The organism is Nocardia sp. MDA0666, from assembly GCF_003023875.1.
GTDB lineage: Bacteria > Actinomycetota > Actinomycetes > Mycobacteriales > Mycobacteriaceae > Nocardia > Nocardia aobensis.
Genome location: NZ_PYHT01000005.1, coordinates 262,976 through 280,963, shown reverse-complemented (window position 1 = coordinate 280,963; position 17,988 = coordinate 262,976). Strand labels below are relative to the sequence as shown.

At 68.0% G+C, this 17,988-nt stretch carries 20 protein-coding genes and 1 other RNA gene; 13 read left to right on the top strand and 8 right to left on the bottom strand.

Annotation, left to right across the window (positions count from 1 at the left end; all coding sequences use genetic code 11):
* Nucleotides 1–186: 186 nt before the first annotated feature.
* The 3 genes from hisN to C8258_RS11285 all read right to left on the bottom strand — a co-directional run bounded on the left by hisN (nucleotide 187) and on the right by C8258_RS11285 (nucleotide 2,612).
* A complete protein-coding gene (hisN, locus tag C8258_RS11295; protein WP_233225011.1) occupies nucleotides 187–972 on the bottom strand; it encodes a histidinol-phosphatase in 786 nt (261 codons plus the stop codon).
* A 56-nt stretch (nucleotides 973–1,028) separates the two neighbouring features.
* Complete coding sequence (locus tag C8258_RS11290) at nucleotides 1,029–1,835, bottom strand: SDR family oxidoreductase (RefSeq protein ID WP_106955108.1); 807 nt, start codon at nucleotides 1,833–1,835, stop codon at nucleotides 1,029–1,031.
* 189 nt (nucleotides 1,836–2,024) lie between these two features.
* Nucleotides 2,025–2,612, bottom strand: coding sequence for an NADPH-dependent FMN reductase (locus C8258_RS11285; protein ID WP_106955107.1), 588 nt, complete (start codon nucleotides 2,610–2,612; stop codon nucleotides 2,025–2,027).
* Nucleotides 2,613–2,744: 132 nt separating this feature from the next.
* Between C8258_RS11285 and C8258_RS11280 the strand changes: the two genes are divergently transcribed.
* The 6 genes from C8258_RS11280 (at nucleotide 2,745) to ftsX (ending at nucleotide 7,575) form a co-directional block, all read left to right on the top strand.
* Complete coding sequence (locus C8258_RS11280; protein ID WP_106955106.1) at nucleotides 2,745–3,602, top strand: helix-turn-helix domain-containing protein; 858 nt, start codon at nucleotides 2,745–2,747, stop codon at nucleotides 3,600–3,602.
* Between the two features lie 64 nt (nucleotides 3,603–3,666).
* Nucleotides 3,667–4,779 carry a peptide chain release factor 2 gene (prfB, locus tag C8258_RS11275; protein WP_106955105.1) on the top strand — a complete coding sequence of 371 codons (1,113 nt, stop codon included), beginning with the start codon at nucleotides 3,667–3,669 and terminating at the stop codon, nucleotides 4,777–4,779.
* A gap of 127 nt (nucleotides 4,780–4,906) precedes the next feature.
* Complete coding sequence (locus C8258_RS11270; RefSeq protein ID WP_036504254.1) at nucleotides 4,907–5,764, top strand: mechanosensitive ion channel family protein; 858 nt, start codon at nucleotides 4,907–4,909, stop codon at nucleotides 5,762–5,764.
* Nucleotides 5,751–5,906, top strand: a complete 156-nt coding sequence (locus C8258_RS32570) for a hypothetical protein (RefSeq protein ID WP_157104419.1) — start codon at nucleotides 5,751–5,753, stop codon at nucleotides 5,904–5,906. The genes C8258_RS11270 and C8258_RS32570 overlap by 14 nt, the downstream gene beginning before the upstream one ends.
* A gap of 74 nt (nucleotides 5,907–5,980) precedes the next feature.
* A complete protein-coding gene (gene ftsE / locus C8258_RS11265; RefSeq protein ID WP_063013806.1) occupies nucleotides 5,981–6,670 on the top strand; it encodes a cell division ATP-binding protein FtsE in 690 nt (229 codons plus the stop codon).
* Complete coding sequence (gene ftsX, locus C8258_RS11260) at nucleotides 6,670–7,575, top strand: permease-like cell division protein FtsX (protein WP_036504252.1); 906 nt, start codon at nucleotides 6,670–6,672, stop codon at nucleotides 7,573–7,575. The genes ftsE and ftsX overlap by 1 nt, the downstream gene beginning before the upstream one ends.
* Here the strand turns inward: ftsX and C8258_RS11255 are convergent.
* Nucleotides 7,560–7,970, bottom strand: a complete 411-nt coding sequence (locus C8258_RS11255; RefSeq protein WP_106955104.1) for a nuclear transport factor 2 family protein — start codon at nucleotides 7,968–7,970, stop codon at nucleotides 7,560–7,562. The genes ftsX and C8258_RS11255 overlap by 16 nt on opposite strands.
* Nucleotides 7,971–8,051: 81 nt before the next feature.
* Nucleotides 8,052–9,602, bottom strand: coding sequence for an HD domain-containing phosphohydrolase (locus C8258_RS11250; RefSeq protein WP_106955103.1), 1,551 nt, complete (start codon nucleotides 9,600–9,602; stop codon nucleotides 8,052–8,054).
* A 107-nt stretch (nucleotides 9,603–9,709) separates the two neighbouring features.
* Here C8258_RS11250 and recQ point away from each other — a divergent pair, with 107 nt between their 5' ends.
* The 3 genes from recQ to C8258_RS11235 all read left to right on the top strand — a co-directional run bounded on the left by recQ (nucleotide 9,710) and on the right by C8258_RS11235 (nucleotide 12,476).
* Nucleotides 9,710–11,830, top strand: a complete 2,121-nt coding sequence (recQ, locus tag C8258_RS11245) for a DNA helicase RecQ (protein ID WP_106955102.1) — start codon at nucleotides 9,710–9,712, stop codon at nucleotides 11,828–11,830.
* A gap of 145 nt (nucleotides 11,831–11,975) precedes the next feature.
* Nucleotides 11,976–12,224 (top strand): hypothetical protein, encoded by a 249-nt coding sequence (locus tag C8258_RS11240; RefSeq protein WP_146161212.1) that lies wholly within the window; start codon nucleotides 11,976–11,978, stop codon nucleotides 12,222–12,224.
* Nucleotides 12,225–12,239: 15 nt separating this feature from the next.
* Nucleotides 12,240–12,476 carry a hypothetical protein gene (locus tag C8258_RS11235; protein ID WP_106955100.1) on the top strand — a complete coding sequence of 79 codons (237 nt, stop codon included), beginning with the start codon at nucleotides 12,240–12,242 and terminating at the stop codon, nucleotides 12,474–12,476.
* Between the two features lie 5 nt (nucleotides 12,477–12,481).
* On the opposite strand, the gene C8258_RS11230 is transcribed toward C8258_RS11235, so the two are convergent.
* Nucleotides 12,482–12,850 (bottom strand): hypothetical protein, encoded by a 369-nt coding sequence (locus tag C8258_RS11230; RefSeq protein WP_039780101.1) that lies wholly within the window; start codon nucleotides 12,848–12,850, stop codon nucleotides 12,482–12,484.
* Between the two features lie 341 nt (nucleotides 12,851–13,191).
* Between C8258_RS11230 and smpB the strand changes: the two genes are divergently transcribed.
* From smpB to C8258_RS11215, 3 genes are all read left to right on the top strand, one after another.
* A complete protein-coding gene (gene smpB / locus C8258_RS11225) occupies nucleotides 13,192–13,665 on the top strand; it encodes an SsrA-binding protein SmpB (protein WP_106955199.1) in 474 nt (157 codons plus the stop codon).
* An 81-nt stretch (nucleotides 13,666–13,746) separates the two neighbouring features.
* Nucleotides 13,747–14,117, top strand: a transfer-messenger RNA (tmRNA) gene (gene ssrA, locus C8258_RS11220).
* 202 nt (nucleotides 14,118–14,319) lie between these two features.
* Nucleotides 14,320–15,330, top strand: a complete 1,011-nt coding sequence (locus tag C8258_RS11215; protein ID WP_106955099.1) for a hypothetical protein — start codon at nucleotides 14,320–14,322, stop codon at nucleotides 15,328–15,330.
* A gap of 4 nt (nucleotides 15,331–15,334) precedes the next feature.
* Here the strand turns inward: C8258_RS11215 and C8258_RS11210 are convergent, their stop codons facing one another.
* Nucleotides 15,335–16,024 (bottom strand): DUF899 family protein, encoded by a 690-nt coding sequence (locus C8258_RS11210; RefSeq protein ID WP_106955098.1) that lies wholly within the window; start codon nucleotides 16,022–16,024, stop codon nucleotides 15,335–15,337.
* Between the two features lie 73 nt (nucleotides 16,025–16,097).
* Nucleotides 16,098–17,069 carry a GlxA family transcriptional regulator gene (locus C8258_RS11205; protein WP_106955097.1) on the bottom strand — a complete coding sequence of 324 codons (972 nt, stop codon included), beginning with the start codon at nucleotides 17,067–17,069 and terminating at the stop codon, nucleotides 16,098–16,100.
* Between the two features lie 90 nt (nucleotides 17,070–17,159).
* Between C8258_RS11205 and C8258_RS11200 the strand changes: the two genes are divergently transcribed.
* Nucleotides 17,160–17,978 carry a dienelactone hydrolase family protein gene (locus tag C8258_RS11200; RefSeq protein ID WP_106955198.1) on the top strand — a complete coding sequence of 273 codons (819 nt, stop codon included), beginning with the start codon at nucleotides 17,160–17,162 and terminating at the stop codon, nucleotides 17,976–17,978.
* Nucleotides 17,979–17,988: the final 10 nt, after the last annotated feature.

Here is a 17,988-nt window from a genome sequence, read left to right as displayed (position 1 = left end):
GACCAGGACGGCCACCGAGTACCCAGGTGCGGACGAGCCGAACGCGGCCGAACGCCGAACGCCGCATCGGCCGGTCTTCGGCGCAATGCGGCGTTCGGTTCCGTCGGGTGTTGGATTCCGGAAGTTGTTCGAGAGGTGCGCTCGCCGGGTGGCGGTCGGCAGGACGAGACCTGCTGGCCGCCGCCCTCAGGGGCGCAGCGCGGCGAGTACCGAGTCGTGCAGCAACCCGTTGGTGGCGACCGCGCTACCGTGATGTGGGCCGGGGGTTCCGTCCAGCGCGGTGAAGCGGCCGCCGGCCTCGCGCACCAGCACATCGAGGGGCGCCAGATCCCACAGCGAGACCTCCGGCTCGCTGGCGATATCCACCGCGCCCTCGGCGAGCAGGCAGTAGCCGAAGAAGTCGCCGTAGCCGCGGGTGCGCCAGACCTGATCGGTCAGCTCGATCAGCTGGTCCCGCAGGCCCAGGTCCCGCCAGCCGGACAGACTGGAGATCGCGAGACTGGCCGAATTCAATCCGCCGACCGCGGAGACCGTGATCGGCTTCGGCTCCTCGGTCTCGAAGCGGGTCCACGCGCCGGAACCCGTTGCGGCCCACCAGCGTCGGCTCAACGCGGGCGCGCTGACGACGCCGACGACCGGAACGCCGTCCTGCAGCAGCGCGATCAGACTGGCCCACACCGGAACTCCGCGCACGAAATTCTTGGTGCCGTCGATCGGATCGATCACCCACTGCCGTCCGACGAATTCGGCCTCACCGCCGAACTCCTCACCCAGCACGGCGTCGTGCGGGCGTCGCTCGATGAGGATTTCGCGCAGCGCCCGCTCCACCGCCAGATCCGCGTCCGAGACGGGAGTCAGATCCGGTTTGCTGTTCACCTTCAGGTCGAGGGCGCCGAAACGATCACGGGTGATCGCATCGGCCGCGTCGGCCAACAGCAGGGCAAGGTCGAGATCGCCGGCATGATCGCTCACAGGGCAACCGTAATCGGCGCACCCGATCGGAGCCATTCGGCCTCGCGGCGGCCCATCTACTGCTGCGGATTCCAGACCGCGGGCCAATCCTTACCGCGGAAGGCCGCATCGATACCGCCGTCGCAGAAGATCACCGAGCCGACGAAGAAGCCGGCCTTGTCCGACAGCAGGAAGGCCGCGAGGTCGGCGATCTCCTCGGGGCGTCCCGGCCGCCCGATCGGGGTCATGGCGAGGAACTGCTTCATCCCCTCGCCGGTCAGCGCGTCCTTGCTGCCCTCCTGGGTCATCGGGGTGTCGATGATCCCGGGCGCGATGGCGTTGAGGCGGATGCCGTCGGCGATGTATTCCGCCGATTTGGTGCGGGCGTACCAGGCCAGGGCCGCTTTCGTCGCCGGATAGGCCTGGATCGCGCCCAGGTCGCCGAACGATTCGGCGATGCCGCGGGCCCGTTCCTCGTCGCCGGCCAGGCACGCGTCGGCCAGCTCCACCGGCCAGAGCGGTTGTGTCGTCGTGGAATTCGACGACACCAGCACCACCGAGGCGTTGCCGGATTCGCGCAGCAGCGGCCGCAGCCCCTCCAGCAGCGCGATCGCGCCGAAATAGTTCACCGACACCACGAGCCCACCGGGACGCCCCGTCGCGGCCGCGACCCCGGCGAAGGGCAGGAATCCGTCCAGCCGGCCTTCGCTGATCCGGGTGATCTCGGCGACCGCGTGCGCCCGGCCCTCGGCCGTGGCCAGGTCGGCGGTCACTTCGGTGTCGCGCAGATCGACACCGATCACCCGGTGCCCTTCCTTCTCCAGGTGGGCGGCGACGGCCGCCCCGATCCCCGACGCGCTCCCGGTTACGGCGATGGTCCCCATCGACCCTCCTGTTTCGGCTGGATGAAACCGCGAATCCGACTTCGAAATCGAGGCTAGTGGCCGACTCCGGTCGTGCGGGGTCGCCGTTCCGCTGAGCGGGCCTGCCGGAGTGCGCGCGTCCGGCCGTCGAGACGGCAGCGGCACCGATCAGTTCACCCTCGCGGACCTCGAGCCCGCGTCGGCCGTCGTTCACGCCGCGACCCGCGCCGCAGCCAAAGCACTCGCCCACCAGTGCAATTGGTCGAGCATTCCCGCGGCCGCCGCCTCGGATTCGCTCGGTGCCGTCCACTGTCCCTCGGCGTCGAACTGCTGGTAGTAGCGCGGGAAGGACACGTAGTCCCGGATCGTGTGCGCGTTCAGCTCGGCGAACACCTGCCGCAGATGCGCGATGGCGTTCAGCCCGCCGCTCGCCCCGCTGTAGCCCACGAAGCCGATCGCCTTGCGGTCCCACTGCGTGTAATGCCAGTCGATCGCGGTTTTGATCGAGGCCGGGTAGCTGTTGTTGATATCCGGCGTGACGACGACCATCGCGTCGGCGGCGTCCAAGCGTGCGGTGAGATCGAGCATTCCGGCCGGACGCTGCGGATTCGGTTCGATCCGCGGGGAGACGGCCGGCAGTGCGACGGGCAGCTCGGCCTCGGCGAGATCGATCAGATCGACCTCGAAGCCGTCGTGCCGGCGGGCCTGCTCGGCGAACCACTCACCGACCACCGGCCCGAAGCGGCCCTCCCGGACGCTGGCGATGACAACTGCGAGCCGCATTGTGCTGCTGGACATTTCGGATCTCCTTCGGAAAGCGTTGTTCGCTGACGTCGACTCTGCCGTCCGGGCGCGGGGCCAGGGAGCCCGCTGTGAGGGTGGTAGTGAGAGGGATACCCTCGGCGCGCCCCGCGCTGTTAGCGTCGATCTGTGAGCGAAAACGAGCTGGGGCTTTTCCTGCGTACTCGGCGGGAGGCGGTCACCCCCGCCGAGGTCGGGCTCCCGGCCGGACCCCGCCGCCGCACCCCGGGTCTGCGCCGCGCCGAACTGGCGACACTCGCCGGAGTCAGCGTGGAATATCTGATCCGGTTGGAACAGGGCCGCGACCGCCGTCCGTCGACGGCGGTGCTGTCCGCATTGGCCGACGCTCTCCGGTTGAGCCCGAGCGAGCGCGTCCAGCTGCATCGGCTGGTCAAGTCCGCCGATCCAGGATTCAGCTGCACCGGTGGCGCGCTGCCCAATCGCCTGGTGCGGCCCGGGGTGCAAGCGATCCTGGACCGTCTCGCCCCGGCGCCCGCGGCCGTCTTCAACCGGCTCGGTGAGATCCTGAGCTGCACCGATGGCTACCGTGCGCTGGTCGGAGGCACCGGCTTGCTCGACCACGGCCTGCCCGCGGGCTACCCCCGCTGGCTGTTCACCGATCCCCGCGCCCGCGTCGTGTTCCCGGAGTGGGACCGTCGTGCCGATCTGGCGGTGGCGAATCTGAAGGCCGGCCCCTTCCGCTCGGATCCGACCATCGCCGTGCTCGCCGACGAGCTGACGCTGCTGGCGGGCGCCGAATTCACCCGTCGCGTCGCCGACATCGCCGGACTGCCCGATACCAGCGGAATCAGCCGGATGGACCATCCCGAGGCCGGCCCCCTGCGGCTGGCCTACGAACGGCTGGACCTGTCCGCCGACGACGACCAGTACATCCAGGTCCAGTTGCCCGCCGACGACGCGACCGCCGCGGCCTTCGACGCGCTGCTGGGCCGCCGCCCGGGTGGACTGCGCGCGGTACCGGGCTGAGCCGCGGCTGCCGGCGCCTCGCCGCATTTCACCGCCACCTGCGCGAGCGGTAGATTGGACAACCGTGCATCCTGACGTTTCCGCTGATCTCGCCGAACTCGACACCACGTTGAAGACTGTCGAGTCGGTGCTCGACGTCGACGAGCTGCGCCGTCGCATCGACGAGCTCGAACATCAGGCCGCCGACCCGGAGCTGTGGAACAACCAGGAACACGCCCAGCAGGTGACCAGCGAGCTGTCGCACGCCCAGGGTGAGCTGCGCCGCGTCACCGAACTGCGCCAGCGCCTCGACGATCTGCCGGTGCTCTACGAACTCGCCGAAGAGGAAGAGGGCGAGGCCCGCACGTCCGCGCTGGCCGATGCCGACGCCGAACGCGCCGCGCTGCACGCCGACGTCGAGGCGATGGAGGTTCGCACCCTGCTCTCGGGCGAATACGACAAGCGCGAGGCACTGATCAACATCCGCTCGGGTGCGGGCGGGGTGGACGCCGCCGACTGGGCACAGATGCTGATGCGCATGTACGTGCGGTGGGCCGAGCGCCACAAGTATCCGGTCGAGATCTACGACACCTCCTACGCCGAGGAGGCCGGCATCAAGAGCGCCACCTTCGCGGTGAAGGTGCCCTACGCCTACGGCACCCTCTCGGTGGAGATGGGAACCCACCGCCTGGTCCGGATCAGCCCCTTCGACAACCAGGGCCGGCGCCAGACCTCCTTCGCCGAGGTCGAGGTGCTGCCGGTGGTCGAGGGCACCGACCACATCGAGGTCCCGGAATCGGAGATCCGCGTCGACGTGTACCGCTCGTCGGGCCCGGGTGGTCAGAGCGTCAACACCACCGACTCGGCGGTGCGGATCACCCACATCCCGACCGGCATCGTGGTGACCTGCCAGAACGAGAAATCGCAGCTGCAGAACAAGATCTCGGCGATGCGCGTGCTGCAGGCGAAACTGCTCGAACGCAAACGCCAGGAGGAGCGCGCCGAGATGGATGCGCTCAAGACCAACGAGGGCGCCTCCTGGGGTAATCAGATGCGCTCCTACGTGCTGCACCCGTATCAGATGGTCAAGGACCTGCGCACCAACTTCGAGGTGAACAATCCGTCCTCGGTTCTCGACGGTGATATCGACGGCTTCATCGAAGAGGGAATCCGCTGGCGGATGCGCCAGGACGCGTGAAACCCGCCTATCACGGCACAATCACGGCATATCGGTCGGTGAGCGGTCGTAGTAACCTGTCTGGCGTGTGTTCGGGCGGCAGAATGGCTTGTGTCGGTGCACGGTTGATACCGGAAAGGATGCGCCGATGACGACGACTCTCGCTGCCGGAACCGGGGCGGAATTCACCTCGTGGCTGCGCGGCAGCGGCCTCGAGATCGTGCTGCTGATCGTGGGCGCGATGCTGTTCAGCCGCTTCGCCACCTTCGTGCGCGACCGGATCACCCGCCGCATCGACTCCGGCTTCCAGAGCAGCGATTCGCTGGTGCGCACCGAGGCCGCCAAACATCGGCACGCCCTGGCCCAGGTCATCACCTGGGTGGTGCTGGTGATCGTGTACTTCCTGGTATCGCTGGAAGTGTTGCGACGCTTGGGCTTCCAGCTCAGCGGACTGGTCGCGCCGGCGGCGGTCCTCGGTGCCGCGCTCGGTTTCGGCGCCCAGCGCATCGTGCAGGACCTGCTCGCCGGATTCTTCCTGATCACCGAGCGGCAGTACGGATTCGGTGATGTGGTGCGCATCGCGGTCACCGGGCAATCCGAGCCGGCCGAAGGTACCGTGGAGGACGTCACGCTGCGGATCACCACACTGCGCAATCCCGACGGGGAGGTCATCTCGGTGCCCAACGGGCAGATCGTGAAAGTGACCAATCTGTCGAAAGATTGGGCCCGTGCGGCGATCGACGTGCCGGTGCCCGCCACCGCCGATATCACCAAGGTCAATGAAATCCTGCACGAGGTGGGCGCCAAGGCATTTCAGGATCGCCGCCTGAAATCGCTACTGCTGGACGAACCTACGGTGATGGGTCTGGAAGATCTCACCGTCGATCAGATGAACATCCGGATGGTGGCCCGCACACTGCCGGGTAAACAATTCGACGTCGGACGTGAGCTGCGCGTGCGTGTCGCCGCGGCGCTGCGTCGGGAGGGTTTGAGTGAAACCGCGTAAATCGACCGCGATCCTGCTCAGTGTCTGGGTCGCGACGCTCGTGTTGTATCTGTTCGTGAAGCCGGCCACGCCGGACCATTCAGGTTTCAACATCGCGAATACCGTTTCCGGTTCCGCGCTGACGACCGCGCCCGCCCGCTGACCTCTGTGTGACAAGTCGCATGCCGCGGAGTGGGCCGGAGTGTGCTCTGACTTCGCTGGCTACACTGGCACCTCGTGATCACCCTGCGGAACGTCACCAAGTCTTATAAAACCTCGACGAGACCCGCGCTGGACAATGTTTCGGTCGAGGTCGACAAGGGCGAGTTCGTCTTCATTATCGGACCGTCCGGGTCGGGTAAATCGACGTTCATGCAACTGTTGCTGAAAGAGGTCAAGCCGACCACCGGCGAAGTGCATGTCGCCGATTTCCGGGTCGACCGGTTGCCGGGACGGCGGGTGCCCAAGCTGCGCCAGCGCCTCGGCTGCGTCTTCCAGGATTTCCGATTGCTGCAGCAGAAGACGGTCGAGCAGAACGTGGCGTTCGCGCTCGAGGTGATCGGCAAGAATCGCAAATTCATCAATCGGGCGGTGCCGGAGGCGCTGGACCTGGTGGGTTTGTCCGGTAAGGCGGACCGCCTGCCGACCGAGCTGTCCGGCGGTGAACAGCAGCGGGTCGCGATCGCACGCGCGTTCGTGAACCGGCCGCTGGTGCTGCTCGCCGACGAACCCACCGGCAACCTGGACCCCGACACCAGTCAGGACATCATGATGTTGCTGGAACGCATCAACCGCACGGGCACCACGGTGCTGATGGCCACCCACGACAACCACATCGTCGACGCCATGCGCCGGCGCGTGGTCGAACTCGATCGCGGGCGCCTGGTCCGCGACGAGGCCACCGGCGTGTACGGGGTGGGCCGCTAATGCGCGCGAGCTTCCTGTTCGGTGAGGTCTTCAACGGCCTACGCCGCAACGTCACCATGACCATCGCGATGATCCTCACCACCGCGGTCTCGCTCACCATGCTCGGCGGCGGCATGCTGGCCGTCCGGATGGCCGACAAGACCGAGCAGTACTTCCTGGACCGGCTCGAGGTGCGGCTGTATCTGACCGAGGACGTCTCGGCCAACGATCCGGACTGCTCGCAGGATCCGTGCAAGGCGCTGATGTCGTCGCTGAAATCCGAGCCCGGCGTGGAATCGGTGCAGTACCTCAATCGCGAGGAGGCGGTCCGCGAGGCGAAGGAGAAGACCTTCAAGGACCAGCCCGAGCTGGCCAAATACGTCAGCGAGTCGCCGCTGCCGGCCTCGCTGCGCGTCAAGATGACCGACGCCGCGCAGTACCCGCGCATCTTCAAGGACTTCCAGGGCAAGCCCGGCGTCGGATTCGTGCGCAACGACAAGGACATCGTCGACCGGCTGGTGAGCCTGTTCGACGGCCTACGCAACGCGGCCTTCGGCCTGGCCGTGCTGCAGGCACTTGCCGCCCTGCTGCTGATCGCGAATATGGTGCAGATCGCGGCGTTCACCCGCCGGGAGGAAGTCGGCATCATGCGCCTGGTCGGTGCGACGCGCTGGTACACCCAGCTGCCGTTCCTGCTCGAGGCGGTGGTGGCGGCGCTGGCAGGGTCGGTGCTGGCGGTGATCGGACTGATGGTCGCGCGACCGCTGGTCATCGACCGGGCCCTCGGTGACCTGTTCGCTTCGAAGGTCTTCCCGCGCATCACCGGCGACGACATCGCGGTGGTGGCGCTGACCGTGGTGCCGGTGGGCATCGTGTTCGCCGCGCTGACGGCTTACGGCACGCTGCGTTACTACGTGCGCGAATAGGGTCGTTCCGGGTTCCAGCCGGAGCAGAGCAGGTCGATGGCTTCGATGCGGTCGCTCGCGTCGGCGAAGATGTGTTGTTCGGCGATCCGGGCGGGCGCGTCGGTGTCGATCGGCCGCATGCGGACCAGATACCGCAGATACAACTTGTCGCCGACGCGGCCGGTCTCGCAGCTGAGCACCTCGAACGCGTCCGGCCCGCCGAACCAGTGCCGGAACCGGCTCACCGCCGCGTCGGCGGTGTCGGTGTCGAAGGGGCCCGGTGGAATCAGCCCGCGCATGCGGACGTCCGGAGCGAGACAGCGCGACAGTGCGGTGAAGTCGCGCGCGGTCAGTGCGTCGAGGAATCGGCCTGCTATCGGCCGATCCGTGGTGGGGGTGGGGGTGATCGTGGTCATACCTTTTTTGTACGACCGCGCGGCTTTCCGCACATCGGGCGAACAACCGATCTTGCGAGACGGGTGCGCGGCGATCGGCGCTCAGTCCGCGCCCACCAGGCCGTGCCGCATGGCGAACATCGCCGCGGCGCCCCGGGTGGTGACGCCGATCTTCGTGTAAATGTGTTCGATGTGGGTGCCCGCCGTGCGTGGCGTGATGGACAACTGCGCCGCGATCTGTTTGTTCGACCGCCCTCGCACCAGCAGTTGAAGCACCTCGATCTCCCGTGCGGTCAGGCCGGCGACCCGCCGGATGCGGCGCGGGGCCCGCTGTCCGGCGGCTTCCAGAACCGCGCGCACCGCCTCGGAGTCCAGCCGACCGGCGGCGACCTCGTCTCGCAGGATCGCGCAGCGCTGATCCAGGGCCATGGCCGCGCGATAGGGCCGCTCCTCGCCGAGCGCCTGAAAGGTGTCGGCGGCCGCGATCAACCGCGCCGACGGCGGAATCGCCGCACCCGATACGCCGCGCGGATAGCCGGAACCGTCCATCCGCTCATGGCACAGACCCGCCACCGTGCCGAGCCGGCGCAGCCGCGCACACCGCGACAACACCCGTTCGGTGAGATAGGGAACCATCCGGACCCGCTCGAATTCCGCCGGCGACAGCGCGGTGGTCTTGTTCCAGATACCGGTGGAAACGCCGGTGACGCCGAGTCTCGACACCAGTGCCGCTCGCGTCACCTCCGCCGCCTCTTCGCCTGCCATCCCGCAGCGCAGCGCGGCGGCGCCGGCCAGTGCGGCGGTCGCGCGGGTATGGCCCAGGAACCACGGCGACTTCAGGTCGGCGTAGTCGGCGAAGATCTCCAGTACCTCGGTCAGCTCCGCATCGGGCACCCAGCGATCCAGCGCGGCGCAACCGTCGATGACGGCACTCCAGGCATCGACGGAATCGATGTCGTCGAGTACCTCGGGCCGTCGCTCGCACAGCGCCACCAGTTCCGGATCGAATTCGGTGCCGCTGCGCGAACGCAGCATCTCGACGGCCGCGGCGGGGCCGCCGAACCGGCAATAGACCTCGGCGTCGTCGGCGATCTGGACCACTCGCATCACCCTCGTGATCCGCGCACCCGCGATCCCGTTCGGCACACCTTTGCCGTCCCAACGCTCGAACGCCTGTGGCAGCGCGGCGCAGACCTCGTCCTGCAACCGCAACCGATCCGCGATATCGGCCGTCGTCTGACAGTGGGTCAGGAAGGAATGCATCGCATCCCGGAATCCGCTGGTCAGAAAGGCGCCGGTCAACGCCATCCGTCGGATCGGCGACAACCCCGGACCGAGATGGCCGAGCAGAAACCCCATCATCGGCAGCCCGGCCTTGTCGACCCGATAGCTGTCCGCCCGGATCACCCGATCGTCCCCGAACCAATGCGCCATCTCGTGCGAATCCGCGACACACCCCACCCACGCGAGCAGCGACACATAGAACGCGGCCGCCTGCTCCGCACCGGAGAACCCGGCGGCCTTCGCCAGCCGCGTGGCGATCACCGTCTGCCGCAGCACATGCTCCTCCGGCTGCCCCAGACCGAGATCCGTGGCCAGCGACAGCGAGGCGACCAACTCGGCCAGCCGCAACCCGACCGGCGGTGTGTCCATGGAGTAATTGTGCTGTATTTTCGGCCTCCGCTTTGCTGCGGCGGGAGCCTCGTGTACGGGGTGCGGCTGTGGATTGGGGGTTCGGATCGTCGGTGGGGGTCCGTAGGATGGCTGGCGTGAATTCCCCGGAGACGCTCGAGACGGCCGACGCTTCGTCGCGCACTGTGGAAACCGATGCGGCGCAACAGGTTCTGCAGCGTGTATTCGGGTACGACAGTTTCCGGGGATTACAGCGCGAGATCGTCGAGCAGGTCGTCTCCGGTGGCGATGCGCTCGTTCTGATGCCCACCGGCGGCGGCAAGTCGCTGTGTTATCAGATTCCGGCGCTGGTGCGGCCCGGAGTGGGTGTGGTCATCTCACCGTTGATCGCGCTGATGCAGGACCAGGTCGACGCGCTCACCGCGCTCGGGGTGCGGGCCGGCTTCCTCAACTCCACCCAATACCCGGACGAGCGGCGCACGGTCGAGGCCCAGTTCGTCGCGGGCGAGCTGGACCTGTTGTATCTGGCGCCGGAGCGGTTGAAGCTCGAGTCGACGGCGGATTTGCTCGATCGCGGCAAGGTGTCGGTCTTCGCCATCGACGAGGCGCACTGTGTCTCGCAGTGGGGCCACGACTTCCGGCCCGACTATCTGGCGCTGTCGGTACTGCACGAACGCTGGCCGGACGTGCCGCGGATCGCCCTGACCGCTACCGCCACCGAGGCCACCCGCCGCGAGATCGCCGAACGGCTCGACCTGACCGGGGCGAAGCATTTCGTCGCGGGATTCGACCGGCCCAATATCCAGTACCGGATCGAGCCGAAGAATCGCGCCGATCAGCAACTGCTGTCCTTCATCCGCACCGAGCATCCGGGGGAGGCGGGCATCGTCTACTGCCTGTCCCGCAACTCGGTCGAGCGCACCGCGGAATTCCTGTGCCGCAACGGAATCGAGGCGGTGCCCTATCATGCCGGCCTGGATGCGCGCACCCGCGCCACCAATCAGTCCAGGTTCCTGCGCGAGGACGGTCTGATCGTCGTCGCGACCATCGCCTTCGGCATGGGCATCGACAAACCCGATGTGCGGTTCGTGGCACATCTGGATCTGCCCAAGTCGGTGGAGGGCTACTACCAGGAGACCGGCCGTGCCGGCCGCGACGGACTGCCGTCCACCGCCTGGATGGTCTACGGACTCAATGATGTTGTGCAGCAACGCAAGATGATCGACTCCTCCGAGGGCGACGCGGCGCACCGGCGGCAGTTGCAACTACATCTGGACGCGATGCTCGCGCTGTGCGAGACGGTGCAATGCCGCCGCACCCAGCTGCTCAACTACTTCGGTCAGTCCGGTGACACCTGCGGCAACTGCGACACCTGCCTGAATCCGCCGGAATCCTGGGACGGCACGGTCGCCGCGCAGAAGGTGCTCTCGACGGTGCTGCGGCTCAGGCGCGAACGCGGGCAGAGCTTCGGCGCCGGCCATATCGTCGACATCCTGCTCGGGAAGTCGAACCCGAAAGTGTTGCAGCACAAGCACAACGAGTTGAAGGTCTTCGGCGTCGGCGCCGATCTGCGCGATACCGAATGGCGTGGCGTGATTCGCCAGTTGCTCGCCCAGGGTCTGCTCGCGGTGCACGGTGAATACGGCGTGCTGACCCTCACCGAAGCCAGCGACGAGGTGCTGTTCAAGAAGCGCACGGTCCACATGCGCCGCGAGCCGGAACGAGTGAAGCCGCCGCGCGCCGCCAAGGCGAAGGCGTCCCGCCTCGCCGCGGCCGAGCTGGCACCCGCCGCGGCGGGACTGTTCGAACAGCTACGCACCTGGCGCGCCTCGGTCGCCAAGGAGCAGGGCGTTCCCGCCTACGTCGTCTTCCACGACGCCACCCTGCGCGATATCGCGGGCCGGGCCCCGTCGAACCTGGCCGAACTCGGCGGCATCAGCGGAATCGGTGAGAACAAGCTCGCGAAGTACGGCGAGGGTGTCCTCGAGGTGGTCGTGGGATTCGACGCGGGTAGCTCGGGCGGTGCTCCTGAGGCGCCGGCCTCGCGTTCGAACCGAGCCGAGCGACCGGCCGACCAGCGCGGCTCGGTTCGCACAGCGGCATCGAGTGCCCGGTCGCGCTCCGAAGGATCTCGCGCCCCGGTCACGCGTTCGAGGTTCGAGGCCGCGGAACCGGCAGCCCCGAGTGATTCGGTGAACTGGGACATCCCCGACGCCGATTTCGAGCCCCCGCCGGACGAGTTCTACTGAACCGCTCGGTGAGCCGGTCTGCCCGCTCACCAGCGCGGTCGGTGGTTTCGGGTGTCCGCGCGGGCCGAGTCGACCGCCACGCCGCCGCGGGGATGACGCCCGGTGCACGTTTATCCCTCCACCCGGCGAGGGTAATTGTCTCGCCGTGACGCATGGCCAGGACGGAGTGATCGAGACCAACGGGTTGCCGGGAAACCACAAGGCTGCGGACGCCGATTCGACCGTGGCCGCCACGCCGGATCCTTCGCGGCTCGGCGTGCGGCCCCTGGGCCGGATCGGCATGCCCCGGCGGTTGCGACGGGCGCGGACCGGTATGCGCCCGTCGACGGTGGCACTGCTTACCGTCTGGATTGCCGTTTTGGCGCTCTATCTGGCGGTGCGACCGGGCGGATAGCGGTAGCGTGCCGCTATGTCCCACGACCATCACGACGACCGCTCCGATCAGTCGTCGGATTCCGGCCCCGGCGGCGATCCGCCGGACGCCGCGAAACCCGGACCTCGCCGCACCCGCGCGGATTCGGTCGAGGCCGGGTGGCTGCGTCCGCACGCGAACCCGCTGGGTCGCCCGCGAGTGACGACCGTGATGCTGCTGCTCGTGTGGATCGCCCTACTGATTCTGTATCTGCAGGTCCGGCCCGGCGGCTGACCGCGTCAGCGGTCGGCGCCGACCCGCTCCCACATCATCGCTTCGTGCCAGCCGTAGCGTTGAAAGGCCCAGTCCTGCACGGTCTTTGCGACGAGTTCGAAGGCGGGGGAGTGTGGGGTTCCCCAGCGCGCGGTGTCGCGCACGCTGGCGCGGAACTGCATGCCCGGCCCGCCCCCGCCGTACTCGACGATATAGCCGCGACCGTCGTCGGGATCGATGCGCCGATCCATCTCGACACGTAGATAGTGTTGGGCCGCAGGCGAACCCGGGCGTTCGACGACGAGTTGGGGTTCTCGATAATCCAACTCGGCCAGGAGGTCGTGTAGTTGCGCATCGGTCGGGTCGTCGAGTACACGATCCGAGGCGGTGCTCACTCTGAATCTGGGTACCGTTGTCACGCAACCATTTTGCGCGCTCGCGCGGCGAAGGGCACACGGAATCGGTTCCCGGCGGTGGGGATGTCCGCATTCGTCCGCAGCCGGCGCCCTCTGGTGCGGTGGTTTCTCCCCGCGGCGCCGGCCTCCGGGCGGCCGGGGCCGGTTGCCGGATGTCAGCCGGCCGTGAGCCGGATCACGGCATGTTCCGGGCCGGAATTTCGTTGTCCTTCTGTTCGGCGGCCGTGTAAACCGGACAGGTCCGTACGCTCAGCGGGCATCGAGGCACAATGACAGCGTGGAGCGCCGCCGAGCTGCGCGGAGTCGAGGGAAAGGTGTTCATGAAGGAGAAGGGGCGCAAGGTCATCGCCACCAACCGCAAGGCGCGGCACAACTACACGATCCTCGACGTCTTCGAGGCGGGGATCGCGCTGGTCGGTACCGAGGTGAAGAGCCTGCGGGAGGGTAAGGCGTCGCTGGTGGACGCCTACGCCACCATCGACGACGGTGAGGTGTGGCTGCGTGGCCTGCACATTCCCGAATACGGGCACGGCACCTGGACCAACCACGCCCCGCGCCGCACCCGCAAACTGCTGCTGCACCGTCGCGAGATCGACAAGCTCACCGGTAAGACCAAGGAGAGCTCGCAGACCCTCGTCCCGCTGTCGATGTACTTCACCGACGGCAAGGTGAAGGTCGAACTTGCGCTGGCCAAGGGTAAGCAGGACTACGACAAGCGCCACGATCTGGCCCGTCGCACCGCGGAGCGTGAGGTGACGCGCGAACTCGGCCGCCGTGTGAAAGGCATGCGCTGACCGGCGGGAATGGATGAAGGCGAAGTGATGTTAGTATGAACAGCCCGGCCCACCAGCCGGGTGTTCAACTGAGTTGACTACGGGGCTGATCGGTTTCGACTGCGTACGTCGATTCAGGGGAAGCGTGTCGGTGCAGGCAGGAGACCACCGTAAGCGTCGCTGTAACCCAATAAGCGCCGATTCTCATCAGCGCGACTACGCTCTCGCTGCCTAAGCAGTAGAGCGTGTCTGTCAGTCCGGGTTTGCTCTCGGCCCGGGTACTGGCATCAGCTAGAGAGCTTCACCGTCCGGCTCGGTCGCGGAGTCGTACGGGACAGCAAACAGCGACTGGGATCGTCATCTCGGCTTGTTCGCGTGACCGAGAGATCCGAGTAGAGGCCTAGCGAACTGCACACGGAGAAGCCCTGAAGAAGCGGCGGAGGACCCGGGTTCAATTCCCGGCAGCTCCACTAGGGCCCCTCACCTGAGCCCCAGGTGAGGGGCTTTTTTCATGCGCGGGGGGTAACCGGCATGCCGGGGGCCCACACCGAACGCCGCGATCGCAACTTTCGGCTTACGGCTGTCGGCGAGGGTAGAACTGACAGCGTGACGCGGTATGCATATGAGCAGGGGGCCGGCGCACTTGTCGCGAGTTGGGGGACCGGCCGGGGAGATGTGGCCGAGACGATCGCGACTCTGCCGAGGACGGTGGAGGCGGAGGTAGCCCTCGCGCTGGCGGCGGCGCTGACGAAGCTGTCGGAGTATCAGTGGCGGACCTATACGCATCCGGCGTCGGCGGCGGGGGATCCGGAGGTGCCGAACAGTGTGGCGTGGCATCGGGCCGAGGAGCGCAATCGGTTCCCGGAGGTCGAGGCGGCCGTGCGGGAACCGAATCTGCCGGACGCGGACGGGATGATGGCGGTTTCCTACAGCGTGATCGAGGAGGCGGCGCATCGGATCGGGCGGGTGGCGCATCTGATCGGCGACGCGACGCTGGTGGATGCCCTGGTCGCCGAGGTTCGCACCGAGCAGGCGGCGATCGAGGCGGCGGAGCTGGGCGATCTGTCCGGACGGGCGCGGCAGGCCGTGGAGTTGTCGCGGGCCGACATTTCGCCGGTGCAGGTGCACGCGGCCGATGCGCTGCTCTACGCCGACCCGCTCGCCTCCATCGACCGGTTCACCGATATCGACCCGGCCGCCGCCGCGGTGGCCGCTGCGCGCTGGCTGTACCTCGCCGCGCAGGTCGCGGCCGAGGCCGCCGAGGTGCATCCGGTGCACGTGGTCGCGGAAGCGGACAATCTGGAGGCGCTCCGGGTGGAGACGCCGACACTGGTGCTGGAGCGGTTGTGTGCCGGCGAGAGCCCGACCGCGGTCGTGGTCGACCTGATCGCCGACGCGCTCGCCGCCGCCGAGGGCCGGGTGCGCAACCCGGCCCGGATCATCGAGGCGGCCGAGGCGATCGAAAGGCGTTTGCGCGGAGACGAACTCGACGAGGATGGCCTGACCGCGCTCACCGACGAATTCCGGATCTCGTGCCTCGACCCGGCCCGCCCGGCCATCGACCTGCTCGAAGACCTGTTGGACGCGATCCGCGGCTGCCGGCTGCTGTACTGCGAGGAGTACGAGTCGGGGTTCGAGGAGGCGGTCCGGGCCGAGGCCGACGATCAGCGCCCGCCGGTGCTGTAGCTGCTCAGGCGCCGGGTTCGCCGTAGGCCGCCGCGATCTCCTTCGACCCGCTCCATTTGCTGTAGGTGGGCGATTGCGGCCATCCCTCGGGGGAGTCCTGCCATTCCTCCTGGCGGCCGTAGGGCAGCAGGTCGATCAGGGCGAAGCTGTAGCCGAGTTGTTCGGTGCCGCGGCCGTCGGTGTGCCAGGTGCGGTAGACGGTGTCGCCGTCGCGGAGGAAGACGTTGACGGCGAAGCCGCCGCCGGGCGGTGCGCCGACGTCCGCGCCGAAGGCGCTGTTCGCGGTCGAGTACCAGGTCATCGCGTTGCCGACGCGCCGCTTGTAGGCCAAGGCCTCGTCGATCGGTCCCTGGGTGACGATGACGAAGCGGGCGTCCCAGTTGTCCAGGAACTCCAATCGGGTGAATTGCGAGGTGAATCCGGTGCAACCGGGGCATTGCCACGTCTCGCCCGGGAACCACATGTGGTTGTAGACGATCAGCTGCGACTTGCCGTCGAAGAGGTCCGCCAGCCGAACCGGCCCCTCCTCGCCCTCGAGGGTGTAGTCGGGCATTTTCACCATCGGCAGGCGGCGGCGCGCGGCCGCGACCGCGTCGAGTTCCCGAGTCGCCGCCTTCTCCCGCACCCGCAGCGCGTCGAGTTCACGCTGCCAGGTCTCGGCGTCGACGACGGGCGGCAGTGCTGTGGTGCTCATGGGTCCTCCCTGACCGTTCGGCTTGCGAGCTGTAGATACAGACGTGGCCCCGCTGCGGAACTCATCGGTCGATTCACGAACGGGTGCGGCGGAAGGTGGTGCGGTAGTCCCCGGGGCGTTGTCCGGTGTGTGCGGCGAACAGGGCGGCGAAGGTGCCCGGATCCCGGTACCCGACGGCGCCGCAGATGTCGGCGACCGTGCGGTCGGTCGTTTCGAGCAGATGGCGGGCGCGGCGCACGCGCGCGGACTGCAGATAGTCGAGCGGGCTGTGCCCGGTCTCGTCGGCGAAGCGCCGCAGCAGTGTGCGAGTGCTCACGTGGAAGGTGTTCGCCAGTGCGGTGAGGTCGTAGCGGGCGGAGAGATGGCGGTCGAGGTGACGCATCACCCTGCGGGAGAACATACTTCCGGGTTGCGGCAGCAGGTGGGCGTCGACATACGGGGTTTGTGACGAGCGGGCGTCGTCGACGAGGGCGATCCGGGCGGTGGTCCGCGCGACCCGTGGGCCGCTGTGGTGTGCGATCAAGTCCAGCGCGAAGTCGTACATGGCGCTGAACGCGGCCGTCGTCGTCACACCGCGGTCGGTGACGACCAGCCGATCGGGCCGGATATCGGCCTCCGGACACTGCTGCGCGAGTTCGTCGGCGAACAACCAGGCCGTCGTCGCCTGCCGGCCCGCGAGCAGCCCGGCCCGGGCGAGCAGGAAGGCACCCACGCAGACCGATACGACGGCGCCCCCCGCGGCGGCGTGGTCGCGGATCGCGGTGATCTCGGCGGTGAGCGGTGGCAGCCGGGCATCCGGATCGAGTCCCGGAACGAGTTCGAAGCCGGGCACCACGAGGATGTCGACCTCCCGCAACGGCGAAACCGACAGTGCCACACCACCGGACGCCACCACTCGGCGCCGCGGCGAGACCACCGTCACCTCGTACCCCGCGCGGTCCGGACCCGCGACATGCGCGGCCATCGTCAGCAGATCGGGAATCCCGAACACCTCGGATGCGAAGCAGCCCGGATATGCCAGCACACCGACCCGATACGCGCTCACGACCCGCCTCCTCGTCCGATGGCGAGATTACCCCTCGATCTGGCGATCCCGCCGCTCGCTTTCCCGACCGGTCCGGCCGACGCTGACCGAATGACTATCGACGACAACCCGATCGCCGCCTTCGAGCCTCGTCTCGTCGACGTGGACGGGGTGAGCAAGACCGTCTACACGGCCGGATCCGGCCCGGCCGTCGTGGTGATGCCGGAGATGCCGGGCATCAGCCCCGACGTTCTGCGGCTCGCGCGCTGGATCCGCGATGCGGGGTTCACCGTGTACCTGCCGTCGCTGTTCGGCGTCGACGGCGCCTATCCGACGGTCGACGACGGCGCCGAAGTCGTGCGGCGCGCCTGCGTGAGTGCCGAATTCCGGGCCTTCGCGGGCGGGGGCACCAGTCCCGTCACCCGATGGCTGCGCGGACTCGCGCGGCTGGCCCACGACGAATGCGGCGGCCCCGGAGTCGGCGCGCTCGGACTGTGTTTCACCGGCAATTTCGCGCTCACCATGACCCTCGAACCGGCCGTCGTCGCGCCGGTGGTGAATCATCCCTCGCTGCCGCTCGACGATCCGGCCGGGCTCGAGTTGAGCGAGGAGGACGCGTCCGCGATCCGCGACCGTATCCGGCGCGACGGGCTCACCGTCCTGGCCTACCGTTTCGACAACGACCGCTGGTGCACCGGCCGCCGCTTCGCCGCCTATCGGGCACTGCTCGGCGACGCCTTCGACGGCCGCGTGCTGGCGGGCGATTCCGCCAACCCCGCCCCGCCGCCGTTCTTCCGCGACATCGTCCAGACCCCGCACAGCATCGTCACCGCGCACTTCGTCGACCAGGAGGGCCACCCCACCCGTGCGGCCCGCGACGAGATTCTCGAGTTCCTCAGCGCGCGCCTGCACACACCGGCAACGGAGTAGCGCCACGATC